Source organism: Bradyrhizobium sp. LTSPM299 (assembly GCF_000938235.1).
Taxonomy (GTDB): domain Bacteria; phylum Pseudomonadota; class Alphaproteobacteria; order Rhizobiales; family Xanthobacteraceae; genus Bradyrhizobium.
Genome location: NZ_JYMU01000087.1, coordinates 92,040 through 116,316, shown reverse-complemented (window position 1 = coordinate 116,316; position 24,277 = coordinate 92,040). Strand labels below are relative to the sequence as shown.

The window sequence follows — 24,277 nt, the reverse complement described above, 5'->3', positions numbered from 1 at the left end:
GATCGGGTAGGAGGAAGCCTTGCGGCTTCCCCCTCCCACACCACTGTACGTACGGTCCCGTATACGGCGGTTCGTCAGGCACGATTGAGGTGGCGGTGCAATCCGATGAGGGACGGAAGACCGAGTTGCGCAAAGAAGGCGGCGCGATAGGCATCGTTCATGTGGCTGGCCCCGGCATTCCACCAAGGACCGCGGCCATTGGAGGCCGACCGCCATGCCCGCTCCGGATCGAGCCCACGTTGCATCAAGCGTCTGAGGCGTGTCCGAGGTCGTTTCCACTGGCGCCAGAGGACGCAGCGCAATTTGCGCCGCATCCAGCCGTCAAGCTCCTCGAACACCCCTTTGGCCTCCGCCAGCCGGAAGTATTGCAGCCAGCCGCGCAGGATGGGGGTTAAGGTTTTGACGGTCGATGCCAGAGTTCGTCCACGCCCTTGGCGCAGTGTCGTCCTCAGCTTGCTCCGCAACCGCTTCACGCTCTTGACCGCCACCCGAAGGCGCGGTTGCTGGTGGGCGGTCATGGTAAAGCCGAGGAAGGTCCGCACCCAGGGACGGTCAACCGCGCTTTTCGCTGCGTTGACCTTGAGCCGCAGTCGCCCGGTCAGGAATCGCGTGATCGATGCCATCACCCGCTCGCCGGCCCGCCGCGTCCGAACATAGATGTTGCAGTCGTCAGCGTAACGGCAGAAGGCATGGCCTCGTCGTTCGAGTTCCTTGTCCAGATCGTCGAGCAGGATATTCGACAGCAGTGGCGACAGAGGTCCGCCTTGTGGCGTGCCTTCGCTCCGCGCCGGCGTAATCCCGCCCGTCATCAATCCAGCCTGCAGGTAGCGGCGGATCAGCCGCAGCACCCGTTTGTCCGCAACCCGGCGCGCCACCCGTGCCATCAGCACGTCATGGTTCACCCGGTCGAAGAACTTCTCCAGATCGAGGTCGACGACGAAGCGCCGACCCTCGGCCACGTGCGCCTGCGCGGCAAGTACCGCACCGTGCGCGCTGCGCCCCGGACGGAAGCCGTACCAAGCCTCGGAGAAGTCTGGATCGAACAGCGGCATCAGCACCTGATGCATCGCCTGCTGGATCAGCCGATCCACCACCGTCGGGATGCCGAGTTGGCGCATCCCTCCGCCGGGCTTGGGGATTTCCACCCCGCGCACCGGCTGCGGCCGGTAGCGGCCTTCCAGCAGTTCTTCCTTGATGCGCGGCCAGTGCTCCTTCAGGTGCGGCTGCAACTGCTCCACGGCCATCCTGTCGATGCCCGCAGCGCCCTTGTTCGCCATCACCCGATGGTAGGCCGCCATCATGTTCGCTCGGCTGACGATCTCCTCCATCAGCCGCACTTCCACCTCCGGAGCGGAAGGTTGCGATCTCGCCGTGGCGATTGATGCACCCATTCCCTGCTCTGGCGGCTTCCGGCCGCTACCCTCGGGATGGGCACGACGCATCTCAGCGTCATCGTCTGCATCTGTTGGCACCATCGACAGACCGGCCTCCTCCGGTACTCGACGTTCGGCCCTTCGCCGGCTTGGTGCTGCCGGCTACTACAGCCTCGGCTGACTTCTGCCGTCCCATCCCGGCGCCTTGCGACGCCGGTAGCACACCCGTTGCCGGGGGCAGCACGACAGACCTCCCAGGGTAAGACGCATGACCTTCGTGCCATATACCTGTCGCATCTACGGCCGCACCTTCCGGGTGATATCGGGCTTTGGGCTTTTGGGCTCCCTCGCCCAGGTGCGGACGCCTCATATGCGCTTGCTGTTCGTCAGGCCGGCACTTTGCTTACAGCTTCCTTCAGACCCCGCCTCGCGACGACGCCCTTGCTGTTAGGCTAACGGTTCCTATCACCAGGGTCCGTAGAGGACTCTCACCTCCAAGTCATCGGTCAGACACCACTCCGACCAAATCGCCCCAGTCACGCCGCTCCGCGCCATGCCTGGCGCACCCATGAAAAAAGCCCCGGCCGGAGGCCGGGGCTTTAGACTGTTCGCCGGGAGAGATCAGTACTTCGCAACCACCGGGCTGTTGAAGTGATAGTTGAAGCCAACGCGGACGATATGCTCGCGGGTGCTCACCGACGTGTTGTAACTCGGCGCCGGCACGAAGGCCCCGCAGACCGCCGTGGTACAGGCATTGGTATAGTTCGTCTTGCCGAGGTCGACGTAGAGATACTCCGCCTTAAACGACCAGTTCCGCGACGCCATCCACTCGCCGCCTGCGCCCGCCGTCCATCCGACGCGCGTGTCCGAGAACGTGCCGGCGTAGACGTCAGCCGTCGTGGTGAAGCTCGCAGCCGTCGACGACTTGACCTGCCCATAGGCAAGGCCGCCCGTGCCGTACAGCAACAGGTTTGGAGCAGCTAGGAAGCCGACGCGGCCACGCACGGTGCCGAACCAGTCGAGGCTGGTGGAGACGCTGTGAAGGAAGCTGCCGGCGAGCGGTGCCACCAGCGGCTGAACCACCGTGTCAGTCTGCCGCGTCCCATTCCAGTTGATGTCGGTCTCGAAGCCAGCGACCCAGGTCGGCGAGAACTGATAGTTGTAGCCGAACTGGCCGCCGGCCGTTCCGTCCACGTTATGCTGGCCGGCCGAATAGCTCCGTATCGGGTTGTTCGTCAGCGGCCCACCGCACAGTACGGCAGGGTTGGTGAAGCAGCCCGACGGCGTCAGGCTGTAGCTGGAGTCATTGATCGCGGCGCCGGCGTTCAAGCCGACATACCAACCGGTCCATGGCGTTTCGAGAGCCAGTGGGGGCGGTGCCTTCGTATAGCGCGGCGCCATATCCGCGGCGGAAGCTGCCCCTGTTCCAACGATCGCCAGCAGTGCTGCGAGCGCCAAAGCTGATCTGCGCATTTCAATTCCCTCCGCTCAAAAATTCACTAGAAATGTTGAGACAACCTGCAACCGTTCAGCCAATACCGCCACAAGGAACTCAGCTTCGGTGCGCTGGATGCGACTGATTTCGGCCACCCGTTGCAACCATGCAACGAAATTCGGCCCACCTTTGCGACCAGAACGGGTGCGACCGCTTCTGAACGGCCAAAAGGGCGGAAAGCGGCGCCTCGATGGCACCGTTGAGTGGCAAATCGGGTTCCCGGGCACACAGGGGCCCCTCGGAGCGACCATGGCGCTCGGAAAGCCGGCCCGATGGCGGCCTAGACGGTCCCAAGACAAAGGCGCACGAAAGGCCCACTAAAAGGCTCAAGAAAAAGCCCCGGACAATGCCGGGGCTTTCAGCTCCGAGATGAACACCAAGGCTCAGTAGCGCGCCACCAGCGGCGCACCGAACTTGTAGCTCAGGCGAACCACCGCCGACTGGATGTCGACCGGACGCGCATCGAAGGCGTAGGTTGCAGGCGCAGCCGTGCCGGCGAGCTGGTAGCTCTTCTTCTCGAACGCGGCATAGTCGTATTCGAGGCCGACGATCCAGTTCTGGGTGATGCCGTATTCCCAGCCGGCGCCGACCGTCCAGCCATTGTGCCAGTTCGACTGAGCGCCCGAACCAGTGAACGGCGACGTGGTGTCGACCACAGAGAGATGGTTGTTCACGCCGGCATAGCCGCCCTTCACATAGAACAAATTGTTCTGCACGGCGAAGCCGGCACGGCCGGTCACCGTGACCATCCAGTCCGCGCGCCAGCTGAAGCGATCGTCAAGACCTGCGCCGAATACGTTGTTGACGAGGGTGCCCTTGTTGTCGAGGCCTGCGATCGTGCCCTCGAGACCGGCGACAAAGTTGTTGGCCTGCCAGTTGTAGCCGATCTGGCCGCCACCGAACACGCCGCTGCCGCGCTGCCGGAAGCCCTGGCCCGGGCCGAGATCGCCGAACGCCGTGGTATTGGCGGTATTGGTCCATTCCTGGTTGGTCCAGGAGCCGCCAAAGTTGCCGCCGACATAGAAGCCGGCCCAGTTGTAGATCGATTCAACGTAAGCCGGCGCCTTCGTGTAGGGACGGGCTGCGAGGTCGGCGGCCGAAGCGGCGCTGACACCGAGCGCGGTCGTGACGGTGAGCGCGGCAATCAGTTTGGCATGAGACATGGTGGCACTCCCAAAATTGTCTGATGGGTCCAGCCTTCCCAGAGAGACCCTTACCAAAAGAAAACCGGCCGATACGGCAACGCAGAATCCGCGCATGCCGGTTTCGAATCTTCTCCGCTGTTGCAGTCACGCAACTTCTAAGGGTTGTTTTAAGTGGCCATTATCCTTGATGGATTGTTACCGGCGCAACTCGCCTGTCAGCTCCGCACCGGCGAATGCACATGCTCGGGCCGCACACCAACACCGACGAAGCGCGCGATAAGTCCCTGCAGCCAGGGCACAGCCGTGACCAGCCGCATCGGGAATGGCACCTTGAGCGGTCGATCGCCCGATTCGAGCGCCAACGTGATGATGTTGTTCTGGGCGACCACCTGCATCCGCTGCGTCACGCGCACCGGAAATTCACGCCGCCGCCTGACCGCGTCGAGTTCAGCTTCGGACGGGCAACCCTGCGCGAGCTTCGCCGCCAGGATATTTGCGGTCGCGACCGCGTCCTGCACAGCAAGATTGACGCCGACGCCGCCGACTGGCGACATCGCATGCGCGGCATCGCCGATGCACAACAGACCGGGCCGCGTCCAGCGCGTCAGGCGATTGATCGCGACGGTCAGCAGCTTGATGTCATCGAAGCTGCTGACCTCGGCAATGCCGGTTTTCAGGATCGGCGCCATCCGCACGACGTCGTCGAGCAGCGCTGCGAGGCCCCTCGCCTTCACCGCGTCGTACTGTCCCTTGGCGATGACATAGGCGCACTGCCAATAATCGCCGCGGTCGAACGTCACCATCATCTTGCCTGGCTCGACGCGGGCAAACAGGTTCTCGGTCTCGTCAGGGCGGTGCCCCACGCGAAACCACAACACATCCATCGGCGCGCCGATCTCCTCGACGGCAAGGCCGGCACGTTCACGCACGGTGGAATGGCGGCCGTCGCAGGCGATGGTGAGATCCGCTTCGATCTCGATCGGCCCGTCCGGGGTCTGTGCCCGCACGCCGGCGATGGTGTCGCCGCGGCGGAGCAGATCGGTGGCCTCGGTGCTCATCAGCACCTTCAACGACGCAAAACGTTTGCCGCTCTCGCGCAGGAAGTTCAGAAAATCCCACTGCGGCATCATCGCAATGAACGGGTATTTGACGTTGATGCGGCTGAGGTCGGCGATCCGGACCGGCGTGCCGCCGAACATGCCATCGAGCTTCTGCAACTTCTGGTGCGGCAGCTTCAGGAAGCCGTCGATCAGGCCGAGTTCATCCATCACCTGCAAGGTCGAGGGATGCACGGTGTCGCCGCGGAAGTCGCGGAAGAAATCAGCGTGCTTCTCCAGCACCACGACATCGATCCCGGCGCGTCCGAGCAGATAACCGAGCATCATGCCAGCCGGTCCGCCGCCGACTATGCAGCAGCGAGTCTTGAGGGTGTGTCGTGTCGGCATCGCGGAAGTCCTGTCCGATTCCATCGTCCCGCTCGCGCTGATGATACCGCTCCAGATTGAGTTGTAGCGCCAATCCTGCATGACCGCTGCAACCTTTCAGGAAGCAGCGATGGCGTGGCGAGGTTGGCGAGCCTCTATCCGCTCGGGATGCTCCAACAAAAAAACCCCGGCCAGCGGCCGGGGTTCAGGAGCTTGCTCGAACGACGGTGTGCGATCAGTACTTCGCGACGACCGGGCCACCGAAGAGATAGTTGACGCCGACACGGACCGTGTCGAGCTGATGATGAAAGCGGTAGGTCGCGGACGCAGTCGGAAAGTTCACCGGATCAAACATCGTCACGTTCGAACTGCCGAGATCGACATGAAGGTATTCGCCCTTCACGCTCCAATGCGGGGCAAAGGCCCACTCGATACCCGCGCCAGCCGCCCAGCCGACGCGCGTATCGCTCGTGCTGCCGGCGAAGTTGCCGGAGACCAAAGGCGTGTAGACGTTGGTGACCGAACTTCGAACTCCGCCATAGGCAAGGCCGCCCGTTCCATAGAACAGGACGTTGTTCGCGGTGATGCCGACCCGACCGCGGAAGGTACCGAACCAATCAATGTGATCGCGACCAGTGGAAACGCTTGGGACGATGCCGCCGACGACGCCGGGGAAGACGATCGTCGAGGTCTGGCCGATATCGGCGCCCTGGATATCGGCCTCGAGGCCGAACAGCCATTTGTTCGTCTGCCAATTGTAGCCGACCTGACCGCCGCCGAAGCCACCCTCGTGCTTTGCACCAAGGAAGCTGGGCGTTCCGCCCGCGGCAACAGCCGGTCCGAAGTCCGCGCCTGCAGGGAATGTCGTAAACGCGGCGAGACTGCCGCCCGAATTACCCCAAGCGTAGCCCCCATTCACGCCGGCATACCAGCCGGACCAGATGTATGAGGGATCAACGGCGACAGGGCGAGCCTTGACCGCCATGTCCGCGGCCATCGCACTGCCGAGAGTTGCCAAGCTCAACGAAACGACCGCGGCCGAAGTCCATCCCAACGACTTTTGCATTCCAAATCCCCAAAAAATAAAAACAAATCCAGCCACAATGATAATTTCGAGGAGGGCTGCATGCGAGAAGGAAGGCTGCCCGAGCGGCCGCAAAGCCCATTTTCGAGGCCGCCGTTGCTCACCGGCAACAAATTTTGGCCGAATTGCTGTCAGAGCGCCGTCATTTCAAGCACACCGCCGGCAGGAGCGCCCCCCGGACCACCATTGCTTACTCGGCCCGATTCGTACCGATTGCCTTCAGCGCCGGAACGTCTTGGTCTCCGACACGCTGCCGTCGCGATAGGTCAACTCGACCGAGATCGATTTGGTCTGCGGCGCCAGCTTGAGATAGGGCTGCGCGTCGGACGGAATGGCACTGGGATCGCGAAGATCGCAGGCCGGCATCTTCAGCACCTTGTCCGGCACCGCCGTATCGATGCCGATGCGCACCTCGCGGATCGCGCAGCGATACGACATCAGGTGCGTGTAGTAGACCAGCAAGCCGTTGAACTCGCGGAATGACAGCCAGCTCGTCGCGGTCATGTCGAGGATCTTGCGCTGGTCGCGGATCAGCGCCGTTTCGGGATCGAACCTGATTGGGAACGGCCCCTGCATCTCGCCTTGCGTATCGACGTAGCGAAGCTGGATCGTGCCCGCGGGCGCATCAGCCGGCAGTTCGATCGATGGGTTTGGCATCCGCTTCCGCGTCCGTGGATCGAGCGTGTCGATGAAGCCGGTTTCGCGGAAATCGCCGGCATCGCCCATTCGCCATGAAATCCCGAGCGCCGGGTCGGCGATCGAGATCACCACCGTCCAGCCGCCATTGTGACGCGAGAAGCTTGCGATCGGCGCGTTGACGGCGTCCTCCTTGGGCAGCTTCGGCACCGACACCGGCGGCAGCGCCGCCACCTGTTGCGGCGGTGCGGAAGGCTTGGCCGCCTCGGCTTGCCCCTTCGCCATCCCGTTCAGGAAGACGTCGTCGACCATCTGGTCGAAATAGACCGGGATCTGCTTGTGGTTCACGGTTTCGGCCATCTCGCTCACCAGCCGCCGCGTCCGTTGCGCGACCTGCACCAAGTTCTCTCCGGGCTGCAGCAGCTCCCTGGCAAAGGTCCGCGTGAATACCGAATTCGGATTGGCGTCGTCGTTCGACAGACGGTCGAGCGCGGTCTGGCGCGGCCCCGCCGAAAACACCGAGAACACGCCCTCCGGCAGTTGCGTCATCGGCGCAAGCCCGCCGCCGCCAGCAACCGCGCGCGTGCCGGAGCGCTCGAACGGATTGTTGCGGCAGGCATCGAACACCAGGATCGCGGTCCGCGCCTTCTTGTTCTGCAGCCGCTCGATGATGCGGTCGGCGAGCACAGAGGCATCGCGCACCAGCTCTTCCTGCCCCTCGGTCGCAGCCGGCACGTCGGTCGGCAGCAGGAAGTTCTGGCCTGATATCTCGAAGCCGTGGCCGGCGTAGAAGAAGAACGCGGTATCGCCGGGCTCGACCGCGCGGTCAAAGGCGAGCAGCGTTTCGGAGAAAGCCTGGCGGTTCAAATTCTCGGCCACCATGACGTTGAAACCAAGCTGCTTCAGCGTGTCGCCCATGGTGCGGGCGTCGTTGACGGCTTTCTGCAGCTTCGGCACGTTCCTGTAGTCGTTGTTGCCGATCACCAGCGCGACGCGCTTTTCGGCCTGCGCGGGCGCAGTCGATGCCAGGAATCCGGCCAGGAGTACGGCCATGAAGGCCGCCGCGATGGCGGTTGCAGATCGTATCGAAGGCCGGCGCGTCATCCCGTTCCCCACCCGCACGACAGGTCCAGCGGCTCGGTGGCCGCCGGCTAATAGTCGGACCAGCCGCCGGGCCGGTTCAAGGCCAGCCGCGGCACGACCGTTCTCACCGACCGGCCGGCCAAAAATGAGGCCGTGGCAGCCGATACCCCGCCGCTAACGTTTCTTTTTACTGATCGCGTGATAGATTCGGCCTCCCATCCGGTTCGACCTCCTCACATTTTCAAGGGCCGTCCCGTGTACAATTGGTCTACCGATCACGTCGATCCGCAGGATCGCTTCGACTACTGGCGTGAGGTGCGCGCCAAGGGGTTGTTCGGCGTCACCGCGGAGCTCGAGCCCGAGCGTCGCGGGAATTTCTTCGGCGAATTCTCGCTTCGCAAGTTTGATAATGCCGGGCTGATCGAGCTGCGCGCCTCGCCCTACCGGGTCGAGCGGCGCGTCGGCGACATCACCGATGCGCGCAGCGACAGCCTCTGCATCTACCAGCAGCTCGGCGGCGGCGGCTGGTTCAGCGGCACGCGGCTCGACGAATTTTCGGTGCGCGACGGCATGTTCGCGACAAGCTATTCCGACCTGCCCTATCGCACCGCCCCGCTTAGCGACGATGGCTTCCACCTGCGCGTCCTCAAGATCCCGGTCGCGGATATTCCGTGGCCGCACACCGGGCTCGACTCCCTCGTCCCCAAGCCGGTGCACGATCAGACCGAGCTGCGGCCGCTGCTGGAATCATGCTTCCAGGATATCGTCGAAGGCAGCGATGAGGCCGAACCGGCAGGCACGGCGCCGCTGGTGCACGCGCTGGCTCACTAGCGCTGATGGAGCGCGGCATCGCGCGGCCGGGCAGCCGGCTCGCGCAGCAGGCGCTTCGGGTCGGCCGCCTCTCGCTGGCCCGCCGCCTGATCGCACAACATCTGTCGCGGGCCGAGCTGTCGCCGACCCTGGTTGCCGACATGCTCGGCATTTCGGTCCGCCATGTGCACATGCTGTTCGAGACTGCGGAGATGAGTTTCTCGCAGACCGTGACCGCGCTGCGGCTCGATCACAGCCGCCGCCTGCTTCGCGAGGCGCCGCAGCGGCCGATCGCCGACATCGCTCACGCCTGCGGCTTCGAGAGCCTTGCGACCTTCTACCGCGTCTTCAACGCGGCCGTCTCCATGACGCCAGGCGATTACAGGACGCAGCCTGCCTGAGCGCGGCGGCCGCAACAATTTAGCTTTCGGGCAATCCTGCCGCGACCATCAGCCGGATGATCCGCTGGGATGCCTCAAGAAAAACCGGGCTCGCATTCTTGGTCGACGACGAAACGTTGAGCGCAGTCGTGCCAGGTCGCAATCTCAACCCTTCGTTCATGGCCGCCTTTGCTTCGTCGGTCCGGCCCAATTTCTGATAGGTCGCAGCCAGCAGCATATGCGAGCGACCGGATGCCGGGGTAATGGCGATCGATCGCTTGAGCCATGGCAACGCATCGTCGCCACGGCCCATCATCATATCAGCCCATCCGGCGCCGAGAAGCCATGTCCAGCGCGACACTTGCGGCGTATCGAAACGGTCGGCCTGCTGGAACGTCGCAAGCGCATCTTCAAAACGGCCAAGGTAAATCTGCCCGAGGCCGACCAGATAGAGGGCAAGACCGTCCCACGGATCGAAGCTGAGCGTCCTTGAACAGGTCACGAGGCTCTCGACAAAATGGTTGGTGGCGCTAAGGAAGCGGCAATAGGTCTCGAGCACAGGAATCGAATTGGGCTTCGCCCGCAGCGCGCGCTCCAGCGTCGTGCCGGCATTGGCCTCGGCCGCAAGCGCCTCGTCCGGGCTGTACCAGACCATCTGGATGCCGCGGAGCTGAAGCGCCGCTAGCGCGACACCGAGATCGACATTGTCAGGCTCGGCGGTGAGCGCCTTTTGCAGCATCGTCTGCGCCATGCCAAAACGCTCGCGCGTCGTCTGATTGATCGACGCAGTCGCTTGTTCGATCGTCGTTTTGGCGCTGCCGGTTGCACCGCCGGTCGCGGACGAAGGCTCGCCGCCCTCCAGCAACCCGTTAAGGCGGTTCGCCAGCAGGTGACCCACGCCCGCGGCAAGCCGCGATTGCTCGAGCTGCGGGTCAAGCTCGTCGACGTCGACCGAAACCGTGGCGACCGTTTGAACTTCGCCGGTTGCAGTCCTGATCAGGCGCGCCCGCAAGGTCCACGATCGCTCCCCACGCTGCAATTCGCCACGCACTTCAAAGTCCGATGGCGTTGACGGTGCGGACACAGGTTCCGGGCGCACCCCCGCCGCTTCGTATCGCGGCGCAATGACCCGGATATTCTCGATCCTGGCAAGACCATCAGCCAGACGATCGGTCGCACCTCCAGCCACAGCCGCGCTGCGCGCATCGTTGGCCGCCCCGACGATCGCCATCACCGCGACGGTCGACGGCTTTGGCCTGAAGATAAGGGAAGGTCGCAGAACGGGAGCCGCGACGGCAAGTCCGATGATGGCGCAGAGGCAAGCGACCGTCGCGATGGCTGCGGGTCCACGGAGCCCGAACATGGATCGTGGCGACTGCTTCGGTTCGGCGATCGGCTTGGCCGAGGTGACCGGCTCGGCCGGAGCGGCCTGGATTGACCGGGCCGCCCCGCCGTTGACCCGAACGCCGACCGGTTCAGTCGACACCTCGGCCTCGAACAGATAGCCGCGGCCGGACACCAGTTTGATCAGTTGGCGTCGCTCATCGCCGAGCGCCGCGCGAACCTCGCGAATGCATTGAAACAGGCTGTCGTCGGCAACATGGACGTTCGGCCAGATCGTCGCGAACAACTCCTCTTTGCTCAGCACGCGGCCGGCATTGGCCGCGAACAGATGGAGCATGTCGAAGGACTTCGGCCGCAGCCGGATCTGTTCGCCGTCGGGACCGCGCAGCCGCGCCTGCTGCGGATCGAGTTCAAATCCCGCAAAACGAAGCACTTGGTCCTCACAACCCTCAAACTAGCCGCTTTTGCTGGTGCGAAAAGCGAATATCAGAAAAATTTCAGAAATGTCGCCAGGAGCTTACCAAGACACTCACCGACCAACATGACAAGACTCGCTGCAATATTTCGATAGCCGGAATGCTTGGCAAGGGATCGTGGGGATCATGGTTGAGGCGCTGCGACAGAGACTGAGGCTGGGCAAATTAGCCCCTGCGACCACGCTGCGGCATTTCGGCCCAAATGATTTCCGTGCGCGCATTGAGAAGACCTCTGCCCGGCCGCGCGCCAAAACGATGCCGCGAACCTGCGCGGGGAACCGATCATGACGGAGTCCGGGGTGAACGGCACCGTCCAAGCCGGCAGAGGTATGACGCCCCATGCGTGGTGAACACGAGCACAATAGCAGTCTGGATCCGGCCACGGCCGGCGCGCTCCCCGCCCTGGATCGTTTCGAAATGGGCACCGATCCCGTGCCTGGACCTATCAGGCTTCCGCTCGACACGACATCAGGCCATCACAGCTTCGCCCCGTTGCGCGACGCCTGCGCCGCCGAGCTCGACGAGGCCATGGAGTGCGGCGACACGGCGAACATTCCGCCGTTGGTCAAGGCCGTCGCCGAGTTCGCGCTGATCGATCGCGGAGCGCTCAGGCCGGGCAGCCGCCGTGCCCAGCAGACCCTTCGCGTCGGCCGCCTCTGCCTGGCGCGCCGTCTGATCGCCCGCCATCTGTCGAAGCCATCGCTGTCGCCGGCCATGGTCGCCGGGCTGCTCGGCGTATCGGTCCGCTACATCCACGTGCTGTTCGAGACAACCGGGACGAGCTTCTCGCAGACCGTCACTGCGCTGCGCATGGCCCGGAGCCGCCGGTTGTTGCGCGAGACACCGCCGATATCGATCGCCGAGATCGCCGACGCTTGCGGGTTCGGAAGCCTCGCGACATTCTACCGGGTCTTCAACGCATCCGAAGGCGTCACGCCCGGCGAGTTCAGGGCTCAAACCGGGGCAAGCCCCTTCACCAGCGCTGCGCCGTCCGATCCCGAAGCGGCAAGTCATTTGACCGGAAAATGACGGAAAGACGTTTATTTGTGCGAAAACATTAAGCTTTTTCCGTCGTCTTGCCCGTTCCAAGATTGACTTTGCCGGTCACGACCCTATGTTTCGGCTCAACGCGGCCTCGGATCGAAACGCGATTCGTCAGGTTTGCCGCCCGTCTGCGTCAGTCAGAGCCCCCGAGCTTTTTAGAAGCCAGCCGTTTCGGGGCCGAACGCGACAGCCTTATACCTTCGATTCCGAACGGCGGTATCGACCAGAGGCTCAATGTCTTTTTCCAATCTAGGCCTGTCCGACAAGGTCCTCGCCGCAGTCGCGGCCACCGGTTACACCACCCCCACTCCCATCCAGGAACAGGCGATCCCTCACGTCCTCGCCCGTCGTGACGTTCTTGGCATCGCCCAGACCGGCACCGGCAAGACCGCCGCCTTCGTTCTCCCGATGCTCACCATGCTCGAGAAGGGCCGCGCCCGGGCCCGCATGCCCCGCACCTTGATCCTCGAGCCGACCCGCGAACTTGCCGCCCAGGTCAAGGAGCAGTTCGACAAATACGGCGCCGGGCAAAAGCTCAACGTCGCGCTTTTGATCGGCGGCGTTTCGTTCGGCGACCAGGACACCAAACTGACGCGCGGCGTCGACGTGCTGATCGCAACGCCCGGCCGGCTGCTCGACCACACCGAACGCGGCGGATTGCTGCTCACCGGTGTCGAGCTTCTGGTGATCGACGAAGCCGACCGCATGCTCGACATGGGTTTCATTCCCGACATCGAACGTGTCTGCAAGCTGGTCCCGTTCACGCGGCAGACGCTGTTCTTCACCGCGACGATGCCGCCCGAGATCAGCCGCATCACCGAAGCCTTCCTGCACAATCCGGCGCGGATCGAGGTTTCAAAGCCCGCGACGACAGCCGTTGGCGTGATGCAGTCGCAAGTGCCCGCTGGGCGCGAGTCACACGAGAAGCGCGAGATCCTGCGCCGCCTCTTGCGCGACGCCAAGGATCTCAACAACGCGATTATCTTCTGCAATCGCAAGCGCGAAGTCGCCATTCTTCACAAGTCGCTGCAGAAGCACGGTTTCAGCGTCGGCGCCCTCCACGGCGACATGGATCAGTCCGCCCGCACCGCCGCGCTGGATCAATTCCGCAAGGGCGAGATTCCGCTGCTGGTCGCCTCCGATGTCGCCGCCCGCGGCCTCGATATTCCGGCCGTCAGCCACGTCTTCAACTTCGACGTGCCGCACCACCCCGACGATTATGTCCACCGCGTCGGCCGTACCGGCCGCGCCGGACGCACCGGTACCGCGATCTCCCTCGTCACCTCGCTCGACACCAAGTCGATGGCCGCGATCGAGAAGCTGATCGGCCAGCAGATCCCGCGCGCCGAGGGTGACTTTACCGTTCAGAGCGAGGCGTCCGGCGAGACCGATGCGCCGCGCAGGTCGCGCAGCCGCGACGGGTCACGCGAAAAAACCCGCGGCGAACGCAAGCCCCGCCGCGAGCGCGAACCGCGTCAGGACAGGGAGCCCAGGGAGGCACGCCCCGAACGGGAGCCGCACCAAGGACGCGAGCCCCGCCCCGAACGCGAGCCTCGTCACCAAGGCGGCCGCAACCCAGCTCAGCCGCAGGCCGCAGCACCACACGTGCCGTCGATCGGCCGCAGCGAACCGCGTCGGCCGCAGCGCGAGGCGGACCACGAGCCCGCCGATCATTCGCATCTGCCGGCCTTCCTGCTGCGCCCGGTGCGTGCGCGCGTCTAGAGCCGCTTCCGTTCCGATGGAATCGGAACGGGGCTCTAGATTCTTGTTCGACGCGTTTTCCCAGCGCGAACCGGTATCCACATCGCTCGAAAGCGCTCTGACGCCTGAACTTTGGTCTGATCAACTTCAGACCAAAGCCGGTGCCGTCGGCGACGTGCCCTGCCCGGTCACCGGCGGCGCGCGACCGATAGAAGTGAGCGCGGATTCGCGCCAGGATGATCCATCAAACGAAAGCCTGGGAAAGCAGCGCCCGATTTGAACGAAATCGAGCGCATTCTGCGGCGATAGAGCCCAATTTTCCGTAATTTTACTGTTTACCTTGCCTTCACTCTCGTCCCTTACCCTTGCGCAGATAATTTAGTCATTGTTGCCGGACATCAACCGGCGCTGCTCGCTATTGGGGACGTAACAGTGGTCAAGCTGCTGGACGAACACGAACGCACGATGGCTTTTGCCGAAGTTGCGCTTGGCCAAATCCGATCTCTTCGTCAGACCGCCGTCCCCCGCAACTATGAGATCTGGTACGTCTACGCGACCGGATACAACGCCCCCCTCAACAAGATCATCAACGAGACGCTGGCGCGCAGCGGCAAGCTGAGCGAATCCGATCTCGAGCAGATCTACGAAACCTACCTGTCGCACATCAAGACATCCGACCGTATCGACAAGGTCGGCGCCCGCGTCATCGGCGAGATCGACGCCGTGATGAAACTGATCACCGATGCGCTTGGCGTGTCCTCGACCTACGACGCAAGCCTCGTCGGCGCCAGCGACCGGCTTGCGACCGCAACAACCAGCGATCAGATTAAGGCGATCGTCGAGAGTCTGGCAAAATCGACGCACGAGATGCGCGAGACCAATATGGCGCTGGAGAACCGGCTCGCGCTGTCGAAGTCCGAGATCAGCGACCTGCAGCATAGCCTGGAGGCGATCCGCGCCGAGAGTCTCACTGATCCGCTCACCGGCCTCGGCAACCGGAAATATTTCGACCGGTCGATGGAGATGGCGGTGCAGAGCGCGCTTGCCAGCGGCGAGCCGTTGTCGCTGCTGATGTTCGACATCGACCACTTCAAGTCGTTCAATGACTCCTACGGCCACCTCACCGGCGACCAGGTGCTGCGGCTGGTGGCGCAGTCGCTGAAACAGACCATCAAGGGCCAGGACATCACGGCCCGTTATGGCGGCGAGGAATTTGCGGTCGTACTACCCAACACCGCGCTGCGCCAGGCGCTGACGGTCGCCGACCACATCCGCCGCGCCGTGATGGCCAAGGAACTGAAGAAGAAGTCCACCGGCGAGATCCTCGGCCGCGTCACCATCTCGGTCGGCGTCTCCATGCTGAAGCCGGGCGACGACACCGACTCGCTGATCGAGCGCGCCGATGCCTGCCTCTATGCCGCCAAGCGTGCCGGCCGCAACCGCGTGATCTGTGAAGCCGATCCGGAATACAACGCCGAGACGCAGAGCCGCGTGGCCTGATTTTCACGTAGATCTTGTAGGGTGGGCAAAGGCGCGCAGCGCCGTGCCCACCACTTCTACTAGCGCAGCCGGGTTCGGTGGGCACGCTTCGCTTTGCCCACCCTACGATTCTTCGCAACCGCCTTCTTCACCACGGGCTTCTTCGCGACAGCCTTCTTCGCAGGAGCATCCCTCGCAGGAGTCTTCGCCTTCCGCGCTTTCGGACGCTTGCGCAACGCCGCGCGCTGGGCGGCGACCAGCGCCGACCGTGCCCAGACCGCAAGTTCCCCGGAATCGTCGAACAGCCGCGCCGGCAACTCCCAATACGAGTTCACGATCACCGTCTTCGATCGCGTCTGATACTGGAACGGCTTCGATCCCTCGGCCTCGAACTGTGGGATGGTCTCGTCGTCGGCACGGAAATAGAGGTCGGCGCGCAGGGCCAGCGCAAAGTTGGTGCCATCAGCGGAGATGCCGTAGCCGGAAAACATCCGGCGCAGCGTGACCGGGCCGAAATCGGCGAACAGGTCGATCAGGAATTCGCGGTCCATGCACCCGCCCTCGCGCAAAACGCCGGGACGGCAGCGATCAAACGGTCGCTGGCTTGAGCTGCACCGACTCGCCGCAGCCGCAAGCCGAGACCTGGTTCGGGTTGTTGAACACGAACTGGGCCTGCATCTTGTCGGCCTTGTAGTCCATCTCGGTGCCGAGCAGGAACAGCACGGCCTTCGGCTCGACCAGGATCTTCACGCCCTTGTCCTCGACCACTTCGTCTGTCGGGCGGATATCGTGCGCGTATTCGACGGTGTAGGCCTGCCCGGCGCAGCCACCGTTCTTGATGCCGACACGCAGGCCGACAATCTCGGAATCGGCGCGCTGGGTCAGCTCGGTGATGCGCTCCGCGGCGGCATCGGTCAGTCTCATGACCTGCGGGCGGGGCCGCGGCTTCGGCTTGGCTGGCGTCGGAGAAGCTTGTGTCATGTCATTCATGTGGTCAGTCCCCGCGGCAAATCAATTGCCAGTCGTTCCCTATAGCCTAAGTCCCATCCCCTAACGCATCACCACATATTGAGGACGAGGCGCGCCTCGTCCGACATGCGATCCGGCGTCCAGGCCGGGTCCCACACCAAATTGACGCTGACGATGCCGACGCCGGGAACGCTCGCCACCGCGTTCTCCACCATCGTCGGCAGTTCACCGGCGGCCGGGCAGTTCGGCGTGGTCAGCGTCATCAGGACGTCGACGCTGCGATCGTCCTTGAGGTCGACTTTGTAGATCAGCCCGAGCTCATAGATGTCGGCCGGAATTTCCGGGTCGAACACCGTCTTCAGCGCGGCGACGATCTCGCCGCCCAGGCGCTCGGTTTCCTCCGCGGGCAGCGCGGAGACGGTTTCCATGTTGGCAGTTTTGACTTCGGCCGTATCGGTCATGCGAATAGTTCCCGCGCCTTGATCAGCGCCTGCACCAGATGGTCGACTTCTTCCCTGGTATTATACATCCCGAACGACGCCCGGCAGGTCGCCGTGACGTTGAACCGCTCTAAAAGCGGCATCACGCAATGCGTGCCGGCACGCACCGCGATGCCCTGACGGTCGATCACGGTCGCGACGTCGTGAGGATGCGCGCCCTTCATCTCGAACGAGATCACCGGACCCTTGTTGCGGGCGGTGCCGATCAGCCGCAGCGAGTTGATCTCGCGGAGCTTCTCCTGGGCGTAGGTGAGCAGGTCGTGCTCGTGCGCGGCAATGCGCTCCTTGCCGATCGAATTGACATAGTCGATGGCGGCGCCAAGCCCGATCGCCTCGACGATCGGCGGGGTGCCGGCTTCGAATTTGTGCGGCGGATCACCATAGGTGACCCAATCCTTGGCGACCTCGCGGATCATCTCGCCACCACCATTGAAGGGGCGCATCGCCACCAGATGCTCGTGCTTGGCATAGAGCGCGCCAATGCCGGTCGGCCCGTAGACCTTGTGGCCGGTGAAGGCGTAGAAATCGCAATCGAGGTCCTGCACGTCGACCGGCAGATGCACCGCGCCCTGGGCGCCGTCGACCAGCACCGGAATGCCGCGGGCATGCGCGATTCGGATGACCTCCTTGACCGGCACCAGCGTGCCGAGCGCGTTCGACATCTGGGTGATCGCGACAATCTTGGTGCGCGACGTCAGGAGCTTCTCGAACTCCTCGATCAGGAAATTGCCCTCGTCGTCGACCGGTGCCCACTTGATGACAGCGCCATGGCGTTCCCTGAGGAAGTGCCAAGGCACGATGTTGGAGTGGTGCTCCATGATCGAGAGGACAATCTCGTCGCCCTCTTTGATGTTGGGCCCGCCAAAGGACGACGCCACCAAATTGATCGCCTCGGTGACGTTGCGGGTGAAGATGATCTCCTCGTTACGGCCGGCGTTGATGAATTTCGCCACCTTCTCGCGCGCGCCCTCGTAGGCCTCGGTCGCGGCGTTGGCGAGGTAATGCAGGCCGCGATGCACGTTGGCATATTCGCTCTTGTAGGCTTCCGTCATGCGGTCGAGCACCGCATTCGGCTTCTGCGCCGAGGCGGCGTTGTCGAGATAGACCAACGGCTTGCCGTAAACCTGCATGGCCAGCGCCGGAAAATCCTGCCGCACGCGGGCGATGTCGTAAGCGCCGTTGCTGACTGCCGGATGCATGCTCACGCCCTCGCCTCCAGCCAGCGTCGCGCCGCGGCGATCGCGACCTCGCGCAACGCATCGCTCACAATCGTCTCAATCGCCTCGCCGACGAAAGCCTGGATCAGGAGCGCCTGGGCCTCCTTCTCCGGCAGACCGCGGGCGCGCATGTAGAACAGCAGGCTCTCGTCGAGCGCGCCGGTGGTCGCGCCGTGGCCGCAGGTGACGTCATCGGCGAAGATCTCGAGCTCCGGCTTGTTGTCGGCTTCCGCCTCGTCGGAGAGCAGCAGCGCCCGGGTCATCATCTTGGCGTCGGTCTTCTGCGCATCGGGACGGACGATGATGCGGCCCTGGAACACGGAATGGGCGCGGTCGTCGACGACGGCGCGGAAGATCTCGCGGCTGTCGCAATGCGGCACCGCGTGGTCCATGAACAACGTGGTGTCGGCGTGCTGCTTCCCGTTGATCAGATTGACGCCGTTGGTCTCGACCTTCGAGCCCTCGCCAGCGCACGTCACGGTGAGCTGGTAGCGGCTGAGATGAGCGCCCGTGGTCATGGCGAACGTGTTGAAATGCGCATGCGCGCCAAGCGTGATCGTGGCTGACGAAATATTGAAGGCGTCGCTGCCGTCCTCGACCAGGCGGACGTGATCGAGCCGCGCATTGTCGCCGATCGCAATGATCAGCCCGTCATGGGCCTGGTAGGTCTTGGTACCTTCGGCGGCGAGATAGCTTTCCACCAGCGTCGCGCCGGTGTCGCGGCCGAGCCGAAGCAGCGAACGCGTGAACATCGCGGCCGGCGCGGCGCTCGACGCCACGTGCACGATGTGCAGCGGCCTGGTCAGCACGGTCCCGTCAGCGATCTCGATGACGACGCCATCGGTTGCCATCGCTCCGTTCAGCGCGATCATGGGATTGGAATTGTCCGACGCGAAGGCCTGCGCCGAGAGCGTTCCGTCGCCGGCGTCCAGCACCTCGCGCAGCGGCCGGATGCTGAGGCCCTTGTCGAGATTGCCGAGATCGGAGAGATCAGGCGCGAAGGCGCCATCGACCAGCACCAGGCGGCGCACGCCGTCGATCGCCTGATTCTTCACGACGGCCGCTGCACGGTTCAACGTGGCAACGTCCGGCGCCGGCGCAAGCGGCAGCACCTCGCGCATCAGCGCGCGCAAATCGGTGTATTTCCAGTCCTCGATCCGGCGATGCGGCAGCCCTAAGCGCTCATAGGCCTCAAACGCCTGGCGCCGTTGGTCGGCGATCTGACCCTTGCCCGGCAGACGGTCGCGCACCAGGGCGAATGCATCGCCCAGCGCGCGTCCGGTCTCGGTCTTTGCAACAACGTTCATCTCAAAATCCGTACCTGTCAGGCGGCGTCTTCGAACTGCGCGTAACCGGACTCTTCCAGTTCCAGCGCCAGTTCCTTGCCGCCGCTTTTGACGACGCGGCCCTTCGACATCACGTGCACGACATCGGGCACGATGTAATTCAGCAGCCGCTGATAGTGGGTGATCACGACCATCGCCCGCTCCGGCGAACGCAGCGCGTTGACGCCGTCGGCCGCGATCCGCAGCGCGTCGATGTCGAGGCCGGAATCCATTTCGTCGAGGATGCAGACAGCCGGCTCGAACAGCGCCATCTGCAGGATCTCGTTGCGCTTCTTTTCGCCGCCGGAGAAACCGACATTGACGCCGCGCTTGAGCATGTCCTGCGGAATGCTGAGCGACTTGGCGACCTCGCGCACCTTCTTCAGGAACGCCGGCGACGACATCTCCTCCTCGCCGCGCGCCTTGCGCTGCGCGTTCAGCGCTGCATGCAGGAAATTCCAGGTGGTGACGCCGGGAATCTCGACCGGATACTGGAACGCCAGGAACACGCCCTTGGCGGCGCGCTCATTGGGCGCCATCGCCAGCAGGTCCTCGCCCTTGAACAGGACCTGGCCGCCGGTGACTTCATAACCCGGCTTGCCGGCGATGACATGGGAGAGCGTCGACTTGCCGGAGCCGTTCGGTCCCATGATCGCATGGACTTCGCCCGGATTCACCGTCAGCGACAGCCCATGGAGGATTTCACGTTCCTCGACCCGGACCTGCAGATCTTTCACTTCAAGCAATGACATCACATTCTTCCTGAGCATCATCCCGAGGCGCGTCTTCGCGACCTTCAACGGGATGGATTTAACCAACCGAGCCTTCGAGGCTGATCGAGATCAGCTTCTGCGCTTCCACCGCGAACTCCATCGGCAGTTGCTGCAGCACGTCCTTCACGAAGCCGTTGACGACGAGACCGACGGCCTCCTCCTGCGAGAGCCCGCGCTGGACACAGTAGAACAGCACGTCCTCGGATATCTTCGAGGTCGTTGCCTCATGCTCGAACGTCGCCGACGAATTCTTGGCTTCGACATAGGGCACAGTGTGTGCGCCGCATTGGTCGCCGATCAGGAGCGAGTCACAGGCGGTGTAGTTGCGTGCGCCGGTCGCCTTGCGGTGGGCGCTGACGAGGCCGCGATAGGTGTTCTGCGATTTGCCAGCGGCGATGCCCTTGGAGATGATCCGGCTCGACGTGTTCTTGCCGAGGTGGATCATCTTGGTGCCGGAGTCGACCTGCTGATAACCGTTTGAGATTGCGATCGAGTAGAACTCGCCGCTCGAATTGTCGCCCCGCAGGATGCAGCTCGGATATTTCCACGTGATCGCAGAGCCGGTCTCGACCTGGGTCCAGGAGATCTTCGAGTTCCTGCCGCGGCAGTCGCCGCGCTTGGTGACGAAGTTGTAGATGCCGCCCTTGCCCTCGGAGTTGCCGGGGTACCAGTTCTGCACCGTCGAATATTTGATCTCGGCGTCGTCATGCGTGACGAGTTCGACCACGGCGGCGTGCAGCTGGTTCTCATCGCGCTGCGGCGCGGTGCAGCCTTCCAGATAGGAGACGTAAGAGCCCTTGTCGGCGATGATCAGCGTGCGCTCGAACTGGCCGGTGTTGCGCTCGTTGATGCGGAAATAGGTCGACAGCTCCATCGGGCAGCGCACGCCCGGCGGCACGTAGACGAACGAGCCGTCGGAGAACACAGCCGAATTCAGCGTCGCGAAATAGTTGTCCGTGGTCGGCACCACGGTGCCGAGATATTTCTTCACCAGCTCGGGATGTTCGCGGATCGCTTCGGAGATCGGCATGAAGATCACGCCGGCGGCCTTCAATTCCTTCTGGAACGTGGTCGCGACCGAAACCGAATCGAACACGGCATCGACCGCGATTCTGCGTTCGCCTTCCGGGCGCACGACGCCTTCAAGCACCTCGACTTCGCGCAGGGGAATGCCGAGCTTTTCGTAGGTCTTGAGGATGTCCGGATCGATCTCGTCAAGCGAGTTCACGGTCTTCTTCGGCTTCGGCGCCGAGTAGTAATAGAGATCCTGGTAATCGATCTTCGGATAGTGGACCCGCGCCCAGTTCGGCTCGGTCATGGTCAGCCAGCGGCGGAACGCCTCCAGACGCCACTCCAGCATCCATGCGGGCTCGTTCTTCTTTGCAGAGATGAACCGGACCGTGTCTTCCGACAGCCCTTTTGGGGCCTTGTCGGATTCGATCAGCGTCTCAAACCCATATCGATACTGGTCGACGTCGATGCGTCTGACGCGCTCGACCGTCTCTTGTACAGCAGGCATTCAATCCTCCGCTCGCGGTTTCAAGGACCGCGGTGGATGTTCCGAAAGTCTATTACGATGCTTCAGGGACGAAATCACGCGCTTAGAACTGTTCAAGCTGTGTTTCGTCGCTCTCCCTTAACTAGGGTATCGGCGAGCTTAAGCCAAGCCTTGAGGGCCAAATCGACGTCTGTCTCCGTGGTAGACCAGCCAAGACTGAGCCGCACCCCTCCCTGCGCCACGTCCGAATGGTATCCCATTGCCTCCAGCACATGAGATGGCTGCACCTTGCCCGACGAGCAGGCGGAACCGGAGGAGACCGCGACGCCGTTGAGATCGAATCCGATGACCGCGGTCTCGGCCTTCACCCCGGGGGTGGTGAAAAGAACGGTATTTGGTAACCGCTTCATCTCGTCAGAGAAGACGATAAGGCCCGGCGTCTGCCGCAACCCATGCTCCAGTCGGTCCCGCAACCCCCGCATCCTGGCCGCATCGGCCTTCAACGCCGCCATAGCCGCCTTGGCCGCCGCGCCAAACCCGGAAAGCCCGGCGACGTTCTCCGTCCCGGCCCGGCGCCCCAGCTCCTGGCCCCCGCCGCGCAACAGCGCCTCCAGTCCCTCTACGCCTTCGGCAAGGACAAGCGCCCCGACGCCCTTCGGACCGCCGATCTTGTGTGCCGACAGGGTCAGCAGGTCCGCCTGCGTCGTGCCGAGATCGAACGGGATCTTTCCGAACGCCTGGATGGCGTCGACATGCAGCAATCCGCCCGCCGCATGGACGATCCCCGCAATCTCGGCCACCGGTTGAATTGCGCCAGTCTCGTTGTTCGCCAGCATCACCGACACCAGCGCGGGCGGACCATCGGCAAGCAGCATACGAAGATGGCCGAGATCGACCACGCCGGCGCGGGTCACATTGATGGTCCCGATCGCGTCAGCCGCAAACCGTCCGCCGGCCAGCACGGAGGCGTGTTCGATCGCCGATACCAGCAGCCGTGTCACCGGCGCGCTGGTGCCACGGCGCAGGCCCGGGGTCAGCGCCAGCGCATTGGCCTCGGTTCCCCCCGATGAAAACACCACATCCTGCGACCGGGCGCCGACGGCTTGTGCCACCGCCGCACGGGCGTCCTCGAGCAGCCGGCGCGCCTTGCGGCCCTCGCTGTGCACCGAGGACGGGTTGCCGCTAAGCTCCCATGCAGCAACCATCGCCGCCTTTGCCTCGGGGCGAAGCGGCGTGGTGGCATTCCAATCGAGATAGACGCGATCGGTCATGCCGCCATCTTAGCACCTTTCGCGAAACGTCATCACTCCGCGGGCTGATTGCGCGTGGTCAGCAGCACCGGACGAGAGGCCAGTTTCAGCCCGAACAGCGGCCGCAGGATATTGACGCGCCGGATGATCTCATAGGCCAGCGCACAGATCGCAGCCGTCCCCGTGATCACAATCGAGGCCTCAAGCCAGGCCGGCAGATCCTGTCCCCGTAGCACGTGAGCGATCACGATGATCGCGGTCTGATGCACGATGTAATAAGGAAAGATCGCGTCGGTCAGGTAGCGTCGCACGGCCGTGTCAGCCTTCAGCCAGCGCCTGGCGAAGCCGAGCACGGCCACGATGCAGAACCACTGATAGCAGCCATAGCTGAAGCCGGCATAGATCTTCAGCGGCAGTCCGCCGTATCCCGTTGAGCGCAGCGCCACGAATGACGCAAACAGGGCTGACGCAAGCAACAATGCCGGCCAACGCTGCCGCTCGATGCTCTCCCACACAGCGCCGGCGCGTGCGAGCCCGAAGCCGAGCAGAAAGACTGTCGCAAACTGCGCGTGATCGTACCAATCGCCGAACAGGCCGTGGGTCATGGGAAAGTTGGGATAGAGCAGCAGGCGATAGGCGGCAAACAACAGCGGCGGCAACACCAGCACCCGTACGCCTGCGAGAGCCGAGCTGAGTACGCCCTCGAACCAGCCGAGCAAGCCGGGCAGCACCATCAGCACGCCCCCGAGCGCCATGGTGTAGACCCAGAGATAGACCACAAACCAGAGATGGTTCCAGGTCGGCAATGCGATGCAGGGCTTCGGGCAGAATTGCGGTCCGAACGCGAGATAGTGCCGCAGGTAGAAATCGACGAAGCCGGCCGGATAGCCGAGAGCTTCCACGATCTGGAGATACGACTGCGGCGGCACGATCACCAGCATGCCGAACACCAGCGGAATCAGCAGCCGCACCGAGCGCGACCGCAGCAGCGGCACGAGCGCGTATTTCTGCAGCATGAACCGCGTGGCGACGCCCGACACCAGGAACAACAATGCCAATCGCCACGGGTTGAGCACCAGCATCAGGGGTTCCAGCGCCGTGATCCGGTGATCGCTCTTGATATGGAACCCCCAGGACACGTAGAGCATCCCGACGTGATAGAAAATCAAAAGGCCAAGGGCCGAAATCCTGACCCAGTCGAGATCGACCCGCCGTTCCGGCGCGGCCTGAGGCGATTGTGATATAGCTTTCTGTGTCATGACCTGATCCCG

At 63.5% G+C, this 24,277-nt stretch carries 22 protein-coding genes; 6 read left to right on the top strand and 16 right to left on the bottom strand.

Translation table 11 applies throughout. The features are described 5' to 3' along the window. Positions 1–74 precede the first annotated feature (74 nt). The 6 genes from ltrA to UP10_RS38465 all read right to left on the bottom strand — a co-directional run bounded on the left by ltrA (position 75) and on the right by UP10_RS38465 (position 8,261). On the bottom strand, positions 75–1,328 hold the full coding sequence (gene ltrA, locus UP10_RS38490; RefSeq protein WP_245321761.1) for a group II intron reverse transcriptase/maturase: 1,254 nt from the start codon (positions 1,326–1,328) through the stop codon (positions 75–77). Positions 1,329–1,994: 666 nt separating this feature from the next. Then, on the bottom strand, positions 1,995–2,846 hold the full coding sequence (locus tag UP10_RS38485; RefSeq protein WP_044592376.1) for an outer membrane protein: 852 nt from the start codon (positions 2,844–2,846) through the stop codon (positions 1,995–1,997). Positions 2,847–3,251: 405 nt separating this feature from the next. Further along, a complete protein-coding gene (locus UP10_RS38480) occupies positions 3,252–4,031 on the bottom strand; it encodes an outer membrane protein (protein WP_044592375.1) in 780 nt (259 codons plus the stop codon). Positions 4,032–4,228: 197 nt separating this feature from the next. Next, positions 4,229–5,482, bottom strand: coding sequence for an FAD-dependent oxidoreductase (locus UP10_RS38475; protein ID WP_082077511.1), 1,254 nt, complete (start codon positions 5,480–5,482; stop codon positions 4,229–4,231). A 190-nt stretch (positions 5,483–5,672) separates the two neighbouring features. Next, the gene (locus UP10_RS38470) at positions 5,673–6,596 is read right to left on the bottom strand and encodes an outer membrane protein (RefSeq protein WP_156180681.1); all 924 of its coding nucleotides are present in this window, start codon (positions 6,594–6,596) and stop codon (positions 5,673–5,675) included. Positions 6,597–6,740: 144 nt separating this feature from the next. Further along, entirely contained in the window at positions 6,741–8,261 is a 1,521-nt protein-coding gene (locus tag UP10_RS38465) for a caspase family protein (RefSeq protein WP_082077510.1), read from the bottom strand. Positions 8,262–8,495: 234 nt separating this feature from the next. On the opposite strand from UP10_RS38465, the gene UP10_RS46560 reads away from it, so the two are divergent. Both UP10_RS46560 and UP10_RS46555 read left to right on the top strand, forming a co-directional pair. Continuing rightward, the gene (locus UP10_RS46560) at positions 8,496–9,071 is read left to right on the top strand and encodes a hypothetical protein (protein ID WP_349644003.1); all 576 of its coding nucleotides are present in this window, start codon (positions 8,496–8,498) and stop codon (positions 9,069–9,071) included. Positions 9,072–9,076: 5 nt separating this feature from the next. Beyond that, on the top strand, positions 9,077–9,451 hold the full coding sequence (locus UP10_RS46555; protein WP_349644002.1) for a helix-turn-helix transcriptional regulator: 375 nt from the start codon (positions 9,077–9,079) through the stop codon (positions 9,449–9,451). 19 nt (positions 9,452–9,470) lie between these two features. On the opposite strand, the gene UP10_RS38455 is transcribed toward UP10_RS46555, so the two are convergent. Next, positions 9,471–11,207, bottom strand: coding sequence for a winged helix-turn-helix domain-containing protein (locus tag UP10_RS38455; protein WP_044592372.1), 1,737 nt, complete (start codon positions 11,205–11,207; stop codon positions 9,471–9,473). A gap of 460 nt (positions 11,208–11,667) precedes the next feature. Here UP10_RS38455 and UP10_RS38450 point away from each other — a divergent pair, with 460 nt between their 5' ends. The 4 genes from UP10_RS38450 to UP10_RS38435 all read left to right on the top strand — a co-directional run bounded on the left by UP10_RS38450 (position 11,668) and on the right by UP10_RS38435 (position 15,495). Further along, on the top strand, positions 11,668–12,279 hold the full coding sequence (locus UP10_RS38450) for a helix-turn-helix transcriptional regulator (protein ID WP_245322170.1): 612 nt from the start codon (positions 11,668–11,670) through the stop codon (positions 12,277–12,279). Between the two features lie 249 nt (positions 12,280–12,528). After that, positions 12,529–14,016 carry a DEAD/DEAH box helicase gene (locus UP10_RS38445; protein ID WP_044592371.1) on the top strand — a complete coding sequence of 496 codons (1,488 nt, stop codon included), beginning with the start codon at positions 12,529–12,531 and terminating at the stop codon, positions 14,014–14,016. A 43-nt stretch (positions 14,017–14,059) separates the two neighbouring features. Continuing rightward, positions 14,060–14,275, top strand: coding sequence for a hypothetical protein (locus UP10_RS45570; protein WP_044592370.1), 216 nt, complete (start codon positions 14,060–14,062; stop codon positions 14,273–14,275). A gap of 152 nt (positions 14,276–14,427) precedes the next feature. Then, complete coding sequence (locus UP10_RS38435) at positions 14,428–15,495, top strand: GGDEF domain-containing protein (protein ID WP_044541924.1); 1,068 nt, start codon at positions 14,428–14,430, stop codon at positions 15,493–15,495. 59 nt (positions 15,496–15,554) lie between these two features. On the opposite strand, the gene UP10_RS38430 is transcribed toward UP10_RS38435, so the two are convergent. From UP10_RS38430 to UP10_RS38390, 9 genes are all read right to left on the bottom strand, one after another. Next, complete coding sequence (locus tag UP10_RS38430; RefSeq protein WP_044592369.1) at positions 15,555–16,025, bottom strand: TfoX/Sxy family protein; 471 nt, start codon at positions 16,023–16,025, stop codon at positions 15,555–15,557. Positions 16,026–16,062: 37 nt separating this feature from the next. Continuing rightward, positions 16,063–16,455, bottom strand: coding sequence for a HesB/IscA family protein (locus UP10_RS38425; RefSeq protein ID WP_044542645.1), 393 nt, complete (start codon positions 16,453–16,455; stop codon positions 16,063–16,065). A gap of 77 nt (positions 16,456–16,532) precedes the next feature. Beyond that, complete coding sequence (locus tag UP10_RS38420; protein WP_044592368.1) at positions 16,533–16,904, bottom strand: SUF system Fe-S cluster assembly protein; 372 nt, start codon at positions 16,902–16,904, stop codon at positions 16,533–16,535. Continuing rightward, positions 16,901–18,148, bottom strand: a complete 1,248-nt coding sequence (locus UP10_RS38415) for a cysteine desulfurase (protein WP_156180679.1) — start codon at positions 18,146–18,148, stop codon at positions 16,901–16,903. The genes UP10_RS38420 and UP10_RS38415 overlap by 4 nt, the downstream gene beginning before the upstream one ends. After that, a complete protein-coding gene (gene sufD, locus UP10_RS38410; RefSeq protein ID WP_044592367.1) occupies positions 18,145–19,467 on the bottom strand; it encodes a Fe-S cluster assembly protein SufD in 1,323 nt (440 codons plus the stop codon). Before sufD ends, UP10_RS38415 begins: the two co-directional genes overlap by 4 nt. A 17-nt stretch (positions 19,468–19,484) precedes the next feature. Then, on the bottom strand, positions 19,485–20,237 hold the full coding sequence (gene sufC, locus UP10_RS38405) for a Fe-S cluster assembly ATPase SufC (protein ID WP_044592389.1): 753 nt from the start codon (positions 20,235–20,237) through the stop codon (positions 19,485–19,487). Between the two features lie 58 nt (positions 20,238–20,295). Further along, positions 20,296–21,777, bottom strand: a complete 1,482-nt coding sequence (gene sufB / locus UP10_RS38400; protein ID WP_044592366.1) for a Fe-S cluster assembly protein SufB — start codon at positions 21,775–21,777, stop codon at positions 20,296–20,298. Positions 21,778–21,869: 92 nt separating this feature from the next. Then, a complete protein-coding gene (locus UP10_RS38395; RefSeq protein WP_044592365.1) occupies positions 21,870–23,027 on the bottom strand; it encodes a cysteine desulfurase family protein in 1,158 nt (385 codons plus the stop codon). Between the two features lie 32 nt (positions 23,028–23,059). Further along, entirely contained in the window at positions 23,060–24,265 is a 1,206-nt protein-coding gene (locus UP10_RS38390; protein ID WP_044592364.1) for an acyltransferase family protein, read from the bottom strand. Between the last annotated feature and the right edge of the window lie 12 nt (positions 24,266–24,277).